The sequence below is a fragment of the Candidatus Methylomirabilota bacterium genome (assembly GCA_035764725.1).
Lineage (GTDB): Bacteria > Methylomirabilota > Methylomirabilia > Rokubacteriales > CSP1-6 > DASRWT01.
Map to the genome: position 1 here is coordinate 14,301 of DASTYT010000021.1, position 16,189 is coordinate 30,489.

Annotated in this window: 15 protein-coding genes and 2 pseudogenes; 5 read left to right on the plus strand and 12 right to left on the minus strand. The window is 67.3% G+C overall.

Annotated features, from left to right (window positions below; genetic code table 11):
• Positions 1-19: 19 nt before the first annotated feature.
• The gene (locus VFX14_02970; GenBank protein ID HEU5188631.1) at positions 20-400 is read left to right on the plus strand and encodes a VOC family protein; all 381 of its coding nucleotides are present in this window, start codon (positions 20-22) and stop codon (positions 398-400) included.
• An 80-nt stretch (positions 401-480) separates the two neighbouring features.
• Here VFX14_02970 and VFX14_02975 read toward each other — a convergent pair whose 3' ends face one another.
• The 10 genes from VFX14_02975 to VFX14_03020 form a co-directional block, all read right to left on the minus strand.
• Positions 481-1,845, minus strand: a complete 1,365-nt coding sequence (locus VFX14_02975; GenBank protein ID HEU5188632.1) for a sigma-54 dependent transcriptional regulator — start codon at positions 1,843-1,845, stop codon at positions 481-483.
• A complete protein-coding gene (locus VFX14_02980) occupies positions 1,835-3,571 on the minus strand; it encodes an ATP-binding protein (protein ID HEU5188633.1) in 1,737 nt (578 codons plus the stop codon). Before VFX14_02980 ends, VFX14_02975 begins: the two co-directional genes overlap by 11 nt.
• Before the next feature lie 99 nt (positions 3,572-3,670).
• Positions 3,671-4,084 carry a PepSY domain-containing protein gene (locus VFX14_02985; GenBank protein ID HEU5188634.1) on the minus strand — a complete coding sequence of 138 codons (414 nt, stop codon included), beginning with the start codon at positions 4,082-4,084 and terminating at the stop codon, positions 3,671-3,673.
• A 222-nt stretch (positions 4,085-4,306) separates the two neighbouring features.
• Positions 4,307-5,479 carry an acyl-CoA dehydrogenase family protein gene (locus VFX14_02990; protein HEU5188635.1) on the minus strand — a complete coding sequence of 391 codons (1,173 nt, stop codon included), beginning with the start codon at positions 5,477-5,479 and terminating at the stop codon, positions 4,307-4,309.
• 37 nt (positions 5,480-5,516) lie between these two features.
• A complete protein-coding gene (locus VFX14_02995) occupies positions 5,517-6,023 on the minus strand; it encodes a hypothetical protein (protein ID HEU5188636.1) in 507 nt (168 codons plus the stop codon).
• A gap of 22 nt (positions 6,024-6,045) precedes the next feature.
• Positions 6,046-7,449 carry an HD domain-containing protein gene (locus VFX14_03000; GenBank protein ID HEU5188637.1) on the minus strand — a complete coding sequence of 468 codons (1,404 nt, stop codon included), beginning with the start codon at positions 7,447-7,449 and terminating at the stop codon, positions 6,046-6,048.
• A gap of 12 nt (positions 7,450-7,461) precedes the next feature.
• A complete protein-coding gene (locus VFX14_03005) occupies positions 7,462-8,493 on the minus strand; it encodes a S1C family serine protease (protein HEU5188638.1) in 1,032 nt (343 codons plus the stop codon).
• Between the two features lie 5 nt (positions 8,494-8,498).
• Positions 8,499-9,497, minus strand: coding sequence for a dTDP-glucose 4,6-dehydratase (gene rfbB / locus VFX14_03010; protein ID HEU5188639.1), 999 nt, complete (start codon positions 9,495-9,497; stop codon positions 8,499-8,501).
• 21 nt (positions 9,498-9,518) lie between these two features.
• Entirely contained in the window at positions 9,519-10,055 is a 537-nt protein-coding gene (locus VFX14_03015) for a dTDP-4-dehydrorhamnose 3,5-epimerase family protein (GenBank protein HEU5188640.1), read from the minus strand.
• Entirely contained in the window at positions 10,055-11,116 is a 1,062-nt protein-coding gene (locus tag VFX14_03020) for a glucose-1-phosphate thymidylyltransferase (GenBank protein HEU5188641.1), read from the minus strand. Before VFX14_03020 ends, VFX14_03015 begins: the two co-directional genes overlap by 1 nt.
• Positions 11,117-11,218: 102 nt before the next feature.
• Here VFX14_03020 and VFX14_03025 point away from each other — a divergent pair.
• Positions 11,219-11,524, plus strand: a pseudogene (locus VFX14_03025) (rhodanese-like domain-containing protein).
• Between the two features lie 57 nt (positions 11,525-11,581).
• Positions 11,582-12,328: pseudogene (gene moeB / locus VFX14_03030) on the plus strand (molybdopterin-synthase adenylyltransferase MoeB).
• A 129-nt stretch (positions 12,329-12,457) separates the two neighbouring features.
• Here the strand turns inward: moeB and VFX14_03035 are convergent.
• On the minus strand, positions 12,458-12,796 hold the full coding sequence (locus VFX14_03035) for a helix-hairpin-helix domain-containing protein (GenBank protein ID HEU5188642.1): 339 nt from the start codon (positions 12,794-12,796) through the stop codon (positions 12,458-12,460).
• A 139-nt stretch (positions 12,797-12,935) separates the two neighbouring features.
• Here VFX14_03035 and VFX14_03040 point away from each other — a divergent pair, with 139 nt between their 5' ends.
• A complete protein-coding gene (locus VFX14_03040; GenBank protein HEU5188643.1) occupies positions 12,936-13,193 on the plus strand; it encodes a hypothetical protein in 258 nt (85 codons plus the stop codon).
• Between the two features lie 84 nt (positions 13,194-13,277).
• On the opposite strand, the gene VFX14_03045 is transcribed toward VFX14_03040, so the two are convergent.
• Positions 13,278-13,961, minus strand: a complete 684-nt coding sequence (locus tag VFX14_03045; protein ID HEU5188644.1) for a PEP-CTERM sorting domain-containing protein — start codon at positions 13,959-13,961, stop codon at positions 13,278-13,280.
• A 1,038-nt stretch (positions 13,962-14,999) separates the two neighbouring features.
• On the opposite strand from VFX14_03045, the gene VFX14_03050 reads away from it, so the two are divergent.
• Positions 15,000-15,536, plus strand: a complete 537-nt coding sequence (locus VFX14_03050; GenBank protein HEU5188645.1) for a hypothetical protein — start codon at positions 15,000-15,002, stop codon at positions 15,534-15,536.
• Positions 15,537-16,189: the final 653 nt, after the last annotated feature.

Sequence of the window (16,189 nt, forward strand, 5' to 3'; positions counted from 1 at the left end):
TGCTAACATCTCGCGCGTCGTGAAAGTCAGCGAGCTCGGACACGTTTCGCTCTTCGTGCGCGATCTCGAGGCCGCCACCCGGTTCTATCGAGACCTCCTCGGGCTCGCTGAGACCGGGCGCGGTAAGGAAGGCCGCATCGTGTTCCTCACCGCCGGCCATCACCACCACGATGTCTCCCTGGAGCTGGCGCGCGCGGAGGCGCCGCGGCCGCCCAAGGGGGCGCCGGGGCTCTACCACATCGCCTTCCGGATCGGCGGGACAGCGGACGAGCTGGCCGCCGCGCGCGCGGCGGTGGAGGCGGCGGGGCTCATGCCGTTCGGCGAGATGGGCGGCGCGCGGCCCTGCTTCTGCGTGCGCGACCCCGACGGGAACGAGATCGAGCTCTACGTCGAGGGCTGAGCCCTCACCCTGCTCTCTCCCCTCACGGAAGAGGGTTCTCTTCAGATCCCGAAGGCGTCCAGCCCGGGCGGGCCTCGCCCCTACGGGTGGCCGGAAAACCCGTACTTCTTGAGCTTGTAGCGGAGCACCCGTTCGCCAATCCCCAGCAGCTCGGCGGCACGCGTCTGTATACCGTTCGCCTTCGCGAGCGCTTCTTTGATCATACGTCGCTCGAGCCCCTCCACCGCGGCCACGAGCCCGGCGCCGCCCTCGGCCTCGGCGGTCTGCGCGTCGATGATGAGCGGCAGGTCGGCGAGGCCGATCACGTCGTCACGCGTCAGCACGACGGCGCGCTCGATCAAGTTCTCGAGCTCCCGCACGTTGCCCGGATAGTCGTAGCGGAGCAGCGCCTCTTGCGCCTCCCGCGTGAGCCCACGGATGCTCTTGCCGTTCTTCTCGGCGAAGGCTCGGACGAAGTGGTCGATCAGCAGGGACAGATCCTCGCGGCGCTCTCGCAGCGGCGGTAGCTGGATGGTGACCACGTTGATGCGGTAATAAAGATCGTCGCGGAACTGTCCCTGCCGGACCAAGCTCTCGAGGTTCCGATGCGTCGCGGCGAGCAGGCGCACGTCCACCTTGATCGGCCGGCTGGAGCCCACGCGCTCGAATTCCCGCTCCTGCAGGACGCGAAGCAGCTTCACCTGCAGATGCGGGGGCAGATCACCGATCTCGTCCAGGAAGAGGCTCCCGCCATCGGCCAGCTCGAATCGGCCCTTGCGGGCCGCGACCGCCCCGGTGAACGCGCCCTTCTCGTGCCCGAAGAGTTCAGCCTCCAGCAGGCTCTCGGCCAGCGCTGCGCAGTTGACTTTCACGAGCGCCGCCGCGGCGCGGGGGCTGGCGTAGTGCAGGGCCTTCGCGATCAGCTCCTTGCCGGTGCCGCTCTCGCCTCGGATGAGCACGGTGGCGTCGCTCGGAGCGACCCGGCGGACCACCGAGAGCACCTCCTGCATGGCGCCGCTCTCGCCGATGATGCCCTCCACGCGATGGCGCTCGGCGAGCGCGGCGCGCAGCTCACGGTTCTCGGTGATGAGGCGGCGGCGGTCTTGGATCTGGTGGATCCTATGGAGGAGCTCGTCGAGGTTCAGCGGCTTCGCCAGATAGTCTGCCGCGCCCGCCTTGACGGCGCTCACCGCCGTCTCGATGGTTCCGTAGGCGGTCATGATGACGACGGCCGTATCCGGACTCGCGGCCCTGACCGCCTCGAGCAGTTCCAGGCCCGACACGTCAGACATCCGCTGATCGGTGAGTACCAGGTCGAACGGCTCCTGCTTGAAGCGGGCCATCGCGGTTCGCCCGCCAGCTGCCGTCGCGACCTCGAAGCCCTGTCGCTCGAGAAACCCCCCCACGAGCTCGAGCTGAATCGGCTCGTCGTCGACGACGAGGATCCGGAACGGCTCAGCTACCATCGGTCGATCCATCGCGCGGGAGCGTGACGCGGAAGCGCGTACCCTGCCCGGCTCCGCTCTCCGCCTCGATGCGGCCGCCGTGGGCTTCGACGAGCCGTCGCGCGATGGCAAGCCCCAGCCCGAGGCCTCGGGTCTTGGTGGTCACGTACGGCTCGAACACGCGCGGGAGCAGGTCGGCGGGGATGCCGCCACCCGTGTCGCTGACCGAGATCGTCAGGGTCGTGTCCGAGGCCGACGCTCCCAGAGTGAGCGTTCCGCCGGAGGCCATGGCCTCGATCCCGTTGAGCACCAGGTTCAGCAGCACCTGCTTGATCCGGTCCCGGTCCGCCCGCAGCTCCGGGAGGGAATCCGGGATGATCTGCTCGACCTTGATCCCGGCGGGGCCGGCCTGTGGCTCCACCAGTCGGCCGATCTCTTCGAGGAGCGCCCGGACCGACACACGCTCGCGCTTGAGTTGAATCGGTCGAGCCAGGGAAAGGAACTCCTCCACAATCGCGTTCAGCCGGCGAACTTCGCCCTGGATCAGGTCCACCATGCGCCGATACTCCTGCCCTGCGGCCGGCTCGAACTCGGCACGGAGGCGCTGGAGCCCCATCGAGACCGCGCTGAGCGGGTTGCGGATCTCGTGGGCCACCGCCGCGGCCAGATTTCCCACGATCGCCAAGCGCTCACCGCGCGCCAAATTCTCCTCGAGCTTCTGGATCTCGGTCAGATGGCGGTTCTGGATGTAGAAGATCGTCGCCATGCCGAGCGCGCCCAGCGCCAGGACTGCTACCGCCATGAGCACGGCGGCAACCCGATCGTGCTTCCAAACCCTGTCCATGGAGGCGGTGGACAGGCCGATCCGGAGTAGCCCAATCCGCCCTCCTTCCAGCGCCAATGGCTTCACCACCTCGTATGCCGCTTCCGCCCCATCGCGCCGAGCCATCCGCGTGAGCATATGCCGATTCTCGAGCACCGCCCGCAGCGCCTCATCCGTCTCCAGCCGGCCGACCCGGGTCGGGTCCGAGTGCGCCAGCACGGTCAGATCGGGGCCCAGGAGCGCGATGGATTCAACGCCGGCCTGACGCCCCAGCTCCTCGACCTGACGCTGGACGCCGATTGTCCGGCTGAAATCCAGCACGGAACGAGCATCCGCGTGAACGGCGATGATGCCAGGGAAGCTGCGGGCCCCGACGGCGACCCCCAGCACGGATCCCTCCCAGAATTTTCGGTCGCGGATCGCCGGGGGGGCTTCGTTGCCGGGCGACGGCGGCCCCCACCGCCGCCCCCACATGTACGTCATCATCGTCGCGTGCCGCTCCTGCGCCTCGGCCGCCGTCGTCGGAGGGCGGGTCATCATCATCCCCGGCATGGTAGGAGGACGCGGCGGCGGGTCGTACGGTCGCCCGGTGCGGTCCACGAGCTCGATTCGCGCCAGGCCGTTGGCGGCGCTGAGCCGTTTGAGCCACGAGGGGTCGGGTGAGCGGGAGAGGAGCAGCTGGTCCACCAGCCGGGCATTGTCCAGGAGCCGCTGGGCGATCATCTCTTCCACGAGCACATTGCTCAAGATCGCATTGCGGCTCGAGATCTCGAGCGCCCCCGCCAGCGCCTCGCCCTTTTCTTCGAGCTGCCGACGAAGCTCTTGCTGCGTGCGGTGCGCCGCCGAGAGGGAGAACAGGGTGGCGAGGCTCGCGAGCAACACGACGGAGGCCAAGAAGTACCGGAGCGGAAACGGGGGCTTCATGGTCCGCTCGTGCCGCCCATGCTATCACGCCCCGAGGAACGCGGTGCGACCCCCGGGCGGGCCCGCTCGCTCGGGGGTCGCAGAGAAGAAAGGGTGGGGCTAACCGGCGCGCCGCGTAGGACCGCCGAAGGGCATCACGTTACCCCAGGGGTTCACGTGGAAGGCCCGCACCTGCCCGTCCGGACCCTTCAGCTCCACCGAGTACATCGTGCCGAGCCTGCCAGTGAAGGGAAGCACCCGCTCCACCGTGAAGCCCTTCAGATACTGGTCCGCGTACTGCTGAACCAGCACCTTGGCCTGCTCTTCGGTAATCTGGGTCGCCGAAGTCTGGTCGACCGCCGCGGCGCCCGGGCAAGTGCCCGCCAAGCCCGCGCCCATCATCCCGGGCCCCATTCCGCCGCCCCACATGCCACGGCCCATGCCGCCATAGCCCATCTGCGCGAGGGCCGCGCCGGCAAATGCCATGCTGGCGGCAGCAACCACGACCAGCATCATGGAGAACCGCTTCATCATCGCCACCCCCCTCTGACTCTGATTGGAGTTCCTGCAGTATGGAGGGAGCAGGAGCCGTGCCAGCGGGCCCCCCGGCGGAGCATCGGATTCTTCTGTAGTTGCGAGCGCACGGATGGCGATCGTCATGGGCATTTCGGCGAAATTGTCGATACGGCCCGCCATTTTCGTCGAGGGGCGAAGGCCCTGATCCCGTGCCGGCCGCCGCGCGGCGGTAGGTTCTCTTCAGATCCCGAAGGCGTCCAGGCCGGTGACGTCGCGGCCCACGATGAGCACGTGGATGTCGTGGGTGCCCTCGTAGGTGTTCACCGTCTCGAGATTCATCATGTGCCGCATGATCGGGTGCTCGTCCACGATACCGGCGGCGCCCAGGATGTCGCGGGCCATGCGCGCGGTGTCTAGCGCCATCTGCACGTTGTTCATCTTGGCCAGGGAGATCTGCTGCGGCCGCGCGCTGCCCGCGTCCTTGAGCCGCCCGAGCTGCAGGCACAGGAGCTGCGCCTTGGTGATCTCGTTGATCATCCACACGAGCTTCTGCTGCACGAGCTGGAAGGAGCCGATCGGCTTGCCGAACTGGATGCGCTGCTGCGCGTACTGGAGCGCCCAGTCGTAGCACGCCATCGCGGCACCGATGGCGCCCCACGCGATCCCGTAGCGGGCCTGGGAGAGGCACGACAGCGGCCCCTTGAGCCCCTTCACGCCGGGCAGCTTGTTCTCGAGCGGGATGCGGCAGTCCTGGAACGAGAGCTCCGAGGTGATGGACGCACGCATCGAGAACTTCCCGTGGATGTCCAGGGTGCCGAAGCCGGGCGTCCCCCGCTCGACGAGGTAGCCGCCGATCTCGCCGTCGTCGCCCTTGGCCCACACCACCGCAATCTCGGCCACCGAGCCGTTGGTGATCCAGAGCTTGGTGCCGTTGAGGACGTACTCCCCGCCCTTCTTCACGGCCCGCGTCTTCATCGAGCCCGGATCGGAGCCGTGATCGGGCTCCGTGAGGCCGAAGCAGCCCATGGCCTCGCCCGACTGCAGCCGCGGCAGCCACCGGTCCTTCTGGGCGTCGGAGCCGTAGGAGTGGATCGGGTACATCACGAGCCCGCTCTGCACCGAGGCGAACGAGCGGAGGCCCGAGTCGCCCCGCTCCAGCTCTTGCATGATGAGCCCGTAGGCGATGTTGTCGAGCCCGAGGCAGCCGTAGCCCTTGAGGGTGGCGCCGAACACGCCCATCTCGCCCAGTTCGCCGGCCAGCTCCACCGGGAACGTGGCGTTGCGATGGTGCTCGGTGACGATGGGCAGGAAGCGCGACTCCACCCAGTCGCGCACGGTGTCACGGATCATCCGCTGCTCGTCGGAGAGGTGCTCCTCGATGCCGTAGTAGTCGACGCCTCTGAACTTTTCCATGGCTCCGTCCTTCCGGAAGCTGCCGGGCCCTGCGCGCTCAGCCGCCCGTCAACAGGGCGAAGATGCGGCGGATCAGCTCTTCGTGGTCAGCCACATTGTGCGCGAAGATGCCCATCTCTTCCACTGCGGCGAGGTCGAGGGTCTGGCAGGGCGCCCCCGGCGCCCACGAAGCGAGGGAAAACGCCTGGAAGCAGGACCGGCCGGGCTCGGGCTTGTCCGACACGAGGACGAAGTAGAGCTCCGGCCACTGCCGGCGCGCCATCTGGAAGAGTGACCGCTCGCTGCGTTGACTCTCCACCGACAAAAACTGACCGATGTGCGGGTGGTACTTCACCTCGATGAGAAAGTCCTTGGTGCCCCCGCTGCCGCCGGGGCCGCCCTCCCCCGTGGGCTTCACCCAGAAGTCGGGCGAGAAATCGTCACGACCCACCCGCAGCCCCGCCGCGGGCGAGCGACGGTACGGAGTGATGTCGTAGCGGGCCCGTCTGAAGATGGACTCGACGAGCGCTTCGGCCACCCGGTTCTTGGCTTCGAGCAGGTCCATATCCCCTCGCTAGTGGACCACGCTACAGGTTGGTGGAATGCGCCGGACGATCCCCGCTGAGCGCCAGCTCCAGCGCCTGGGCGAGCGCGGCGTCGTGCTCGTGGGTCGTGGCGAAGATCCGGCACTGGGCAACCTTGCCGGGGAGGTGCTTCAGGAGCTCCTTCAGCGGCTCCGCAGACACCGTCTGCGACGCCGAATCGTAGATGTAGATCTGCCGATCCCCCCCGCCGATGGGATTGAGCGGGCGCGGGTCCTGCTGCGCCATGTCGATCTTGAACGGCACCGCGCGCAGGCCCGGCGGCAGCGCGTCGCGCACCCGCGCCTCCAGCTCCTCCGCGGTCATGAAGGCCTGGCCGCGCCGCGGCTCGAAGAGGTCCAGCACCACCTCGTGGGCCATGCGCCACTTGAGCCGGCGGTCGAGGACCTGGCGCCACTCCGCGCCCAGCGCGCGGCGGTCGGGGTCATCGGAGTCGGGCCAGCGCTCCACTTCCTCGAGGAGCGTCCATTCCGTGAGCCCGAGGTAAGGCTTCAGGTTCTTATTCAAATCGTGCGGAAAGACCAGCCGCATGGTGTCGCGGAAGATCTCTTTCAGGTGCAGGTCGATGCCGCGCGTCGTCCGGTGGTAGTACACGTTGGTGTACATGTAGAAGCGCGCGTTCAGGAACATGATGAAGGCCTGGATGCCGCCGCGGTCGAGCGTGAGCCCCTTGTCGCTGAAGAACGAGTAGTACATGATCCGCTCGACGTCGATGGGCCCCACCGCCACCCCGCACATGTACGAGTCGCGGAGCACGTAGTCCATGTTGTCGGCGGTGTAGATGCCGGACAGGAGCGGCTTGAGATGGGCGAGCCAGCGGGGATGCCCCACCTCGGGCTCGGTGCGGTGCTTGCCCATGAGGTAGCAGATCCACTCGGGATCGATGCTCTCGCCCGGCTCGAAATGCGCGGAGGGGCTGCGCCGCAGCCCGCGGATCAGCTCGCCCAGCTCCTCCTTGATGATGCGCTGGCCCACGATCTCGTGTGTGAGGCCCCAGTCGGCGAGGAAGTTGTCGTCGAAGAAGTGTCCGAAGGGCCCATGGCCGATGTCGTGGAGCAGTCCGGCCATCCGCAGCAGCTCCTCGAAGAGCGCCGCCGACGGCGCGTCCGAGAACTCCGCGCGGAGCGAGGGGTGGAGCTGCTGGGCGAAGCGGGCGGCCAGGTGCATGGCGCCGAGCGAGTGCTGGAAGCGGCTGTGCTCGGCAGCGGGAAACACCCAGCGCGCGGATTGGAGCTGCGGCACGCGCCGCAGCCGCTGCATCCACGGCGAATCGATCAGGTCTTCCTCGGTGGCCTCGCCGGCGACGCCGTCCGGCCGCGTGTAGAGGATGTAGCGGTGAATGGGATCGGCGATGAGCCCGCGGCCTCGATAGGTGTCGATCCCCCGCATGGCTAGAGCCTACTACTTCTCCGTCGTCCGGAAGATGCGATACCGGTCGGCGGGCCGTACCGTGATGACCTGGGCGCCCGACTGCCGGCGCACCTCGACCGTCACCGGCTCGCCGATCTGGCCCTCCCAGAGCCGGGTGTAGAACTCCTCCTGGCTCGCCACCGCCCGCCCGTTGACCGCCACGATGAGATCGCCGCGGCGGAAGCCGGCCTGCCCGGCCGGGCCCACCGGGGAGAAGCCCACCACCACCGCGCCCCGTCCGGGCACGCTCTCGGTATAGAGGCCCAGCCAGGGCCGGGCCCCGCGGCTCTCCACGCGACCCTTGGCGAGGAGCTCGTCTCGGCCGGCGAGGAACTTCTCGATCGGGATCGCGAGGTTGGAGAAGGGCTTCTCGCCCAGCCGCAGCGACGTGATCCCGACCACCGCGCCGGTGCCGTCGATGAGAGCCCCGCCCCCGAAGGCGGTGTTGGCCGGAAATACGATGAACGCGCGATCCAACATATATTCCCAGGGGGCGACGTAGCGCTGCACCGATCGCACCTGGGCCTCGACCGCCACCAGGTCTCCGTTCTCGGTCATCCCGACGGTGCCCGCGCCATCACCCACCGCGATGCGCGTCGAGTCGCCCAGGGGCGCGGCCGGCCACGGTCCCGGCCACGCGAGCTTGAGCACGCCCAAGCCCACCTCGAGGTCGAGGCCGACCAGCCGGGCGGGCACGATACGGCCGTCGCGCAGGGTCACCTCGAGGCGCTCCGCGTCGAGCAGGAGATAGCTCACGGTGAGGGCGTACCCGGCGGGGTCGAAGATCACCGCGCTGCCCGCGCGGTCCGCCCCGAGGTTCGCCGAGGACGGCGCGTGCGGGTTCGCCTCCACCCGCAGCGCCACCATGGCGGGCGCCACCCGCCGAGCGAACGACGGCGCGGTGTCGAGACCCGGCCCGTCCGGACGTGGCGCGCTACCGCGGGGAGCGGCGAGGAGCGCCACCGGGAGTCCCACCAGGGCGAGGCCGAGCAGAACAAACGTCATGACACGACGCTGCGGCATGGGAGTCACCTCGCCGAATACTGGCGCTCGTAGTACGCGCGGAACTCGCCCGACTTGATCGGCCGCCACCAGGCCTCGTGGCTCCGGTACCACTCCACGGTGGCGGCCAGCGCGGAGGGGAAGCCGTGCGCCGGCTTCCATCCCAGCGCGCGGACCTTGGCGCTGTCCAGCGCGTAGCGGCGGTCGTGGCCCGGCCGATCGGCTACCGCCTTGATGAGCGTCTCCGGCTTGCCGGTCAGGCGCAGGATCTGCCGCGTGAGCACCACGTTCTCGATCTCGTTGCCGCCGCCGATGTTGTAGATCTCGCCGTCCTTGCCCTTGCGGAGCACGACGTCGATGGCGGCACAGTTGTCGAGCACGTAGAGCCAGTCGCGCACGTTCTTGCCGTCGCCGTAGAGCGGCAGGGGGACGTCGTCGATGGCGTTGGTCACGAAGAGGGGGATCACCTTCTCGGGGTACTGGAACGGCCCGAAGTTGTTGCTGCTGCGCGTGACGATGACGGGCAGCCGGTGCGTGATCCAGTAGGCGCGGGCGAGGAGATCCGCCGCCGCCTTCGACGCCGAGTACGGGTTGGACGGGTTGAGGGGATCCAGCTCCCGGGACGCGCCGCGCGCGATGCTCCCGTACACCTCGTCGGTGCCCACCGCGATGAAGCGCCCGAGACGGCGGGCCCGCGCCGCCTCGAGCAGCGTGAAGGTCCCGGTCACGTTGGTGCGCAAGAACTCGTCGGCGCCCGAGTTGGAGCGGTCCACGTGGGTCTCGGCGGCGAAGTGCACCACCGCGTCCACCTCGGCCATGAGGTCGCCCACCAGGCCGGCGTCGCAGATGTCGCCCTTCACGAAGCGGTGGCGAGGGTCGGCCTCGACGTCCTTGAGATTGGCGGGATTCCCCGCATAGGTGAGCTTGTCGAGTGTCACCACCGCGTCATCCGGATGCGCGGCGAGCACGTGGCGAACGAAGTTCGAGCCGATGAAGCCGGCGCCGCCGGTGACGAGGATCTTCAACGCCGCCTCCCGCCCGTCACCCTACCCGCGCGTGGGCTCCCAGACGTCGAGGCCCGCGAAGTCCCAGGGCAGGCGCCCTTCGTCGGAGGTGCCCGGGTCCGGCGAGAAGTGGGTGTCCACGAGATAGATGATGCGGCCGCGCGTGGTGGCGAGGTTGCGCACGCCGTGGGCCACGCCGGGCGGGATGCGCACGAGCCGCGTCGACCCGTCGCCGAGGATGAGACGCCGTACCGCGTTCTCGGTGGGCGAGCCCGCGCGGGCGTCCACGAGAACGAGCAGCATGCGGTCGTCGGGGGGGACGAACCACACGTCGGTCTGCCGACGGTGGAGATGGAAGGCCTTGATCACGCCGGGATCCATCTCGCTGTAGTTGATCTGCTTCACCTCGAAGCCGCGCAGAGCGGCGTGAGCGCCCGCAGTGAGCCGGCCCAGCTCGAGGAAGGAGCCGCCGTCGTCGACGAAGCGCTTGAGGTCGACGATCTCGACGCCGCCGATGGGGGCCTGCGTCGTGTAGTCCTGGAGCGCGAAGGCCCGCTTGGCGGCGTCGCCGAGATTCATCAGATGAGCCCCACCTCGCTGCGGTCGCCCAGCATGAAGGTGAACGCCTGCGGCTTGCCCTGCGTGCGGTATATGGAGGCGTTCTTGCCGATCAGGCTCGACTCGATGCGGCCGCCCACGTCCGCGATGCTCGAGCCCTCGAGGAGGATCGAGTGCTCCACCTCGCTGTTGCGCACCGACACCGATTCGCCCACCGACGTGAATGGACCGATGTAGGCCCCCTCGATCAAGGCGCCGTGGCCGATGATGGCCGGCCCCCGCACCGTGCTCCGCACCACGCGGGCGCCCGGCTCGATCACGACCTTGCCATGGATCTCGGAGTCGATGACGGTGCCCTCACTGCGCGGCTCGAGCCGGTCGAGGATGATGCGGTTGGCTTCCAGCATGTCCTCGAGCTTTCCGGTGTCCTTCCACCATCCGTCGATCACGTGCGGGCGCACGGTGTGGCCGGAGTCGATCAGCCACTGGATGGCGTCGGTGATCTCGAGCTCGCCGCGCGCCGACGGCGTGATGGCCTTCGCCGCACGCAGGATGCTGGCGTCGAACATGTAGACCCCGACCAGCGCGAGGTCGGACGGCGGCACCTTGGGCTTCTCGATGAGCCGCTTCACCTTGTCCCCCGACAGCTCCGCCACGCCGAACTGGGTGGGATCGGGCACGCGCGCGAGCAGGATCTGGCTGTTGGGCTTGGCGGTGCGGAAGCGCTCGACCAGCGGCGCGAGCGGCTCGAGGATCAGGTTGTCGCCGAGGTACATGCAGAAGGCGTCGTCGCCGAGGAAGGGCTCGGCGGTCAGCACCGCGTGGGCCAGCCCGAGGGGGGCTTCCTGCTGGATGTAGGTCACCTCGACCCCCCAGCGGTGGCCGTCCCCGACGGCGTCACGGATCTCCCGATGGGTATCGCCCACCACGATCCCGATCTGCCGGATGCCGGAGGCGGCCAGGGCCTCGATGCCGTAGAAAAGGATGGGCTTGTTGGCGACCGGGACGAGCTGCTTCGCGGAGGTGTAAGTGATGGGGCGAAGCCGGGTTCCGCGTCCTCCGGAGAGGATTAACCCTTTCATTTCTCAGCCGATTATAGCAGTCTTGCCCCTGCATCCGACCGGGAATAGGAGTAATCTAAAAGGTCAACGGGAGGGGCTACTCGCATGAAGACGTTGAAGGACATGCTGGCCGAGGCGCGGCAGGTCGTCCCCGAGCAAGCCCCGGCGGACCTCAAGCGCCGGCTGGACGCCGGGGAGCCCGTCGTGGTCGTCGACGTGCGCGATCCGGACGAATATCGCGACGGTCACATCGAGGACGCCGCCAACATCAGTCGCGGGTTCCTCGAGTTCAGGATCGGCACGGTGGCGCCCGAGCCCACCACCCCCCTCGTTCTGTATTGCCAGACCGGCCTCCGCTCGATGCTCGCGGCCCGTCAGCTCAAGGAGCTGGGCTACGAGAACGTGATCAATCTTCAGGGCGGCTTCCAGAAGTGGGCGCAGTCGGGCCTACCCGTCGCCAAGGACCGGCCGCTCACCACCGAGCAGATCCAGCGCTACAGCCGCCACTTCCTGCTCCCGCAGGTCGGCGAGAAGGGTCAGCGCAAGCTGCTGCGCTCCAAGGTGCTGCTCATCGGGGCGGGCGGGCTCGGCTCGCCGACGGCGCTCTACCTCGCCGCCGCCGGCGTGGGGACCATCGGGCTCATGGACGGCGACGTCGTGGACGTGTCGAACCTCCAGCGCCAGATCCTCCACTCCACCAAGGACGTGGGGCGCCCCAAGGTCGAGTCCGGCACCGAGGCGATCAATGCCCTCAATCCCGACGTGAACGTCATCTCGCTGCCCACCCGTATCGAGGTGGATAACGTGATGGACATCATCAAGGACTACGACCTGATCGTGGACGGGTCCGACAACTTCGACACGCGCTACCTCGTCAACGACGCGTGCTATCTCGCCGGCAAGACCAACGTGCACGGCTCCATTTTCCAGTTCGAGGGCATGGCGAGCGTGTTCGCTCCGAACCAGGGTCCGTGCTACCGGTGCCTCTACCCGACGCCCCCGCCCGCGGGGCTCGTCCCCTCCTGAAGCGAGGCCGGCGTCCTGGGCGTGCTCCCAGGCATCATCGGCGTGGTGCAGGCTACCGAGGCCATCAAGATGCTGCTGGGCATCGGCGAGCCGCTGATCGGGCGGCTCATGACGTACGACGCCCTCGGCATGCGCTTCCGCGAGGTGAAGCTGCGGCGGGACCCCAAGTGCCCGCTCTGCGGCGAGCACCCGACGATCAAGGATCTGAGCATCCACCGCGGGTCCGCGGCCGCCTGCGCAGCGGACGACCACGCGGGGGGGAACGGTCAGCCGGCCACGGCCGGCGTGCCCGCCGCCAGGGCCGGGGGCTAACCCCGGCCCGGCGGCACGGCGTCGCTACTTCTGCTTGGCGACGATGTGGTCTTTGATCTTGTCGTAGGTGGCCTGCGGCACGACCTTCTTCTGGACCAGCTCGTCCTTCCGCTTGTAGGGCCGGTTGTCGATGATCTTCTTCGAGTAGGCGTCCCCGATCCCGGGAATCGCCTTGAGCTCGTCCGCGGACGCCGAGTTGATGTCGACGGGCTCGTGCTTGCCCGTGTCCTTCTTGGCGGCATCTTTGGTGGCGGGCTTGGCAGCCTCGCCCTTGGCGGGCGGCGTCTGGGCAAAGGAATCCTGGAGACCGGCCATGCCGGCCATGAACAGGAGCGCGACGAGCAGGGCGACGATCCGTCTCATATGAGGCCCTCCTCCTTCGTAGGGTGTTGACGACCGGCGCCCGTTTCCGGCGCCCTTTCGGGGCATTAGACCACACGGCGGCGACGGGCCCGGCACTTTAATCTGGACGAGGCGCTATCGAGGGTGCTAATTTGCGGCCGTGCGCACGCTCGTTGCGGTTGCAACGGGTTCGGGCCGCATCGCGCTCCGGGTGCTCACCGGGGCGGTCCTCGGAGTCTTCTTCATCGCCTATGCCGCCATCGGGATGGCCCTGCTTCCCGTCGTCGGCGCCGCCTTTGCCCTCGTAGCGCTCGCCCGTAGGATCCTCGTCCTCGTCAGCCGCGCGTCGGACCGGACGCTGGGCGCTCGCATCGCGATCCGCTCCGCGCTCATGGGCTGGCTTTCGCTGGGTCGCTAGCGCCTGAGCACAGCAAGTCTGTGCTGCGGATTTTGCGCTTCGGGGCGTAGCGGGAAGCGGCCGTGACGGGGGGCGGAAGCGGGGCTAGACTTTCGGAACGGCGACCCGCTTCCGCGCCCAGAAGCCCAACCCAACGAGGCCGGTGCCGAGAAGGGTTAGTGTCGCCGGCGCGGGGACGGGGTCCAGCGACCGCTCCCCCGGCCGCTCACCCGCCCAGACGGATCCAGATGCACACTCGCCGTTCGCGCTGCAGTTGCCAACATGCACTGCCGCGTCGAGACCGACTGGGTTATCAAAGGCGCCGAAGATGTTCGCGACCGTGATGTTCGAACCAAGGAGAGTGATCGTCACGTCGTTCAAGTTGTCCGAAGGGTCGCCGTGGATCACCAGATCGAAGCAGTTGACACAGCCGCCCGCATTCACGTTGTCAAAATCTACCGTGGCGGTGCCCGAGTTACCGCCAACCGAGAAGCTGAAGTTGACCTGCGTGCCGTCGGGGACGTTGGCTTCGTTCACGTTTAAAATGAGTGCGGAGCCCAGAATCTTGAAATTGTCAGCGAGATCGATGGCGACCGTTACGCCGCCCGCGACATCGGTAAACGTCAGCGTTCCCCACACCGTGTTTGTCGTCGTGCAGGACTGGCCAGCAATCGTGCATTCGAGGGGTGAGGTGATGCTCTCCGCTTCGGCGGGCACCGCCCAGGCCGTGAGCCCGACAATCAGGCCAGCCCCCACCAATGCCCAACTCTTCATGACGACCCCCACCATGCCTATTCTTGCACGCTAACATTGCATGATTCGGGCCGCTTGAGAAAGACTCGCCCTGCCGCATAGATACTGGACGGGCTGTTTTGAACTACGGACAACCCGGCAACCGAGCTGACAGTGGGTTGAGACTGGAGCACATCTCCAGTAACCATAGAGCCTAAAATACGGCTTGAAGCGAGCTAGAAGTGCTCAAACAGACGCCCGGGTAGCCATCTTGGGGAGGAATTGGATCCCGGCGAAAATTCTGGCCGAAAATCTGTAAATGTGTCTGACATGTGAACCTTTTGTGCAGGTGTCCGCGAGGACCGGAACGTCCCCAGACTTGGTGGATTGAAGAGGGCCGCTGGATCGCGTTGCCGCATCGGCCGATGATAGAAAACCCCTCGGAAACCTTGCGGTTTGCTGGGGGGCTTTGACCCTCGACGGAGCTTAGAAGGCGCTCGCTCCGTCACCTAGCCGGGCGAGAGGAAGGATCAACTCCGTTGAAGCGAGATCGGGCGGAATCCTCCCACCATCCACACTTGACCGGACATCGCTTCCCCAGTCACCGTGAACTCACCTTCGCCGCTGCGCGTCCGCAGTTTACGTCCACGGTGACCAGCGTCCGCTCGATCCAGTCCGACTTCGCACAGCCGGATCCGAAAGTCAGCACGACGAGAACGAGGAACCCTGCGATTGTCCTCAACGGGTTGTTCATTGGACCTTCCATGGGCGACGGGAGACGAGTCGTCATTGCGGCGGGGCGGCCGGACGAGAAGAAGGGCCGTCTCGTCGAAACGAGATTTTGAAGGGGCGCGTGCTCCACATTTCGCCGGCCATCTCGCCCCCACTGACCATCAACTCACCTCCCCAAACCCCAGACCGGAGTTTGAAGCGGAAGATATCCGCAGCCACGGTGCGCCCCGATAATAGGTTCGCGGCAACGCCGGCGGCTACTCCTCAGCCGCCTGATTTGTCGGAGCTCCTTACGGTTCGAATCGGCGCTTGAGAGCCGGTGGTCACAAGTTTCTGACAAGCCAGGCTTCCGCAGGGTGGCACATGGATGACAATGGGCCTCTCAACGGCTCGAGCTTCTCGGGAAGCGTCACGTACGACACCAATGCGGCGATCGTCCTCACCGGCGCCAACTTTCGCGACTTCGCTCTGGCCACCGGCGCGCTCACCGTGACCATCGGCGGCGACACGGTGCACAATACCAACGGCAACGGCAACGTCCCGGACATCATCGAGGTCTCCAACTTTGGCCGGATCGTGTTCGAGAGCAACACCGTGGCGGAGAGCGGTCCGCTCGACGGATTCAATGCCTTCCCGCGCTTCGAATTCTCCGGCGATCCTGACCTCGCCGCGCTGGAACTGCCCTTTCCGTTTCCGACGGACTTCAGCGACCCCAGGCTCGCGGGCAACTCGGGCGGGGGGGGTCAGCTCCGGCCCCATCACGGAGTTTTCCGCCGTGAACACCCCGTCTGTCCCGGCACCCAGCGCGGCCGTCCTCTTCGCTACCGGGAGCCGCGCCGAACCACCGACCTCATCGGCCGCGCTCGCTCGGCCGCCGGCCGTACGCCGCTGCCCGAATGACCGATAGGTACTTGCATCGAATCCGGGCCGGGGGGGATCATTCCTTTCGATGGTGACGCAGTCTTACATTGCTCGGCCGCCTCTTCGCACCCGGCTGTCCGCTTGATGGCCATTGGTCCGTCATGACGCTCGATCTCGTCGCCAATTGTGCGCGACTCAGAGCGCAGGTATGGACGATCCGCACGAGGACCCAGCGACTGCGCGAACGTATGCTCGCATCTCGGGCGTCGATGCTCACGCGCTTCCAGAAGTGCGCTCCCCCCTGCGCGTTGCGATTCGTTTGAATGGTCGTATGGCACTCGCCGAATCCCCAGATCGCCTTTGCCCAACCTGCCTCGGTGGGGACACCCGGCCCGACGGGGAAGTCAGGGCGATGGAGGGGTGATCAAGGCGCTCTACCGATGCGAGTCGTGCGGGCACCCATTCCTGAGGGTCCAGCGGCCCCCGAATGAATGGCGCGCCTGGAGGGACTCGAACCCCCGACCCCCGGCTTAGAAGGCACGCTGGCAGGTAGCGCACTTCTCGTAACTCCGCGACTTACCAAGCACCAGTCCCGGCCGCATCCGGCCACGAACGCCCCTGAACGGCAGCGGATCACAGCGTATAGACACGTTTTCGTCACGTTCTACGGCGTCCCAGCCTTCAAGCTGGCC

Coding starts and splice junctions, on each gene's coding strand:
- VFX14_03045 (HEU5188644.1), bottom strand. CDS start 13,961: ATGGTGGGGGTCGTCATGAAGAGTTGGGCATTGGTGGGGGCTGGCCTG.
- VFX14_02995 (HEU5188636.1), bottom strand. CDS start 6,023: ATGGACCTGCTCGAAGCCAAGAACCGGGTGGCCGAAGCGCTCGTCGAG.
- VFX14_02985 (HEU5188634.1), bottom strand. CDS start 4,084: ATGATGAAGCGGTTCTCCATGATGCTGGTCGTGGTTGCTGCCGCCAGC.
- VFX14_03035 (HEU5188642.1), bottom strand. CDS start 12,796: ATGAGACGGATCGTCGCCCTGCTCGTCGCGCTCCTGTTCATGGCCGGC.
- VFX14_03000 (HEU5188637.1), bottom strand. CDS start 7,449: ATGCGGGGGATCGACACCTATCGAGGCCGCGGGCTCATCGCCGATCCC.
- VFX14_03050 (HEU5188645.1), top strand. CDS start 15,000: ATGGATGACAATGGGCCTCTCAACGGCTCGAGCTTCTCGGGAAGCGTC.
- VFX14_02990 (HEU5188635.1), bottom strand. CDS start 5,479: ATGGAAAAGTTCAGAGGCGTCGACTACTACGGCATCGAGGAGCACCTC.
- VFX14_03005 (HEU5188638.1), bottom strand. CDS start 8,493: ATGCCGCAGCGTCGTGTCATGACGTTTGTTCTGCTCGGCCTCGCCCTG.
- VFX14_02975 (HEU5188632.1), bottom strand. CDS start 1,845: ATGGTAGCTGAGCCGTTCCGGATCCTCGTCGTCGACGACGAGCCGATT.
- VFX14_02980 (HEU5188633.1), bottom strand. CDS start 3,571: ATGAAGCCCCCGTTTCCGCTCCGGTACTTCTTGGCCTCCGTCGTGTTG.
- VFX14_03020 (HEU5188641.1), bottom strand. CDS start 11,116: ATGAAAGGGTTAATCCTCTCCGGAGGACGCGGAACCCGGCTTCGCCCC.
- VFX14_03015 (HEU5188640.1), bottom strand. CDS start 10,055: ATGAATCTCGGCGACGCCGCCAAGCGGGCCTTCGCGCTCCAGGACTAC.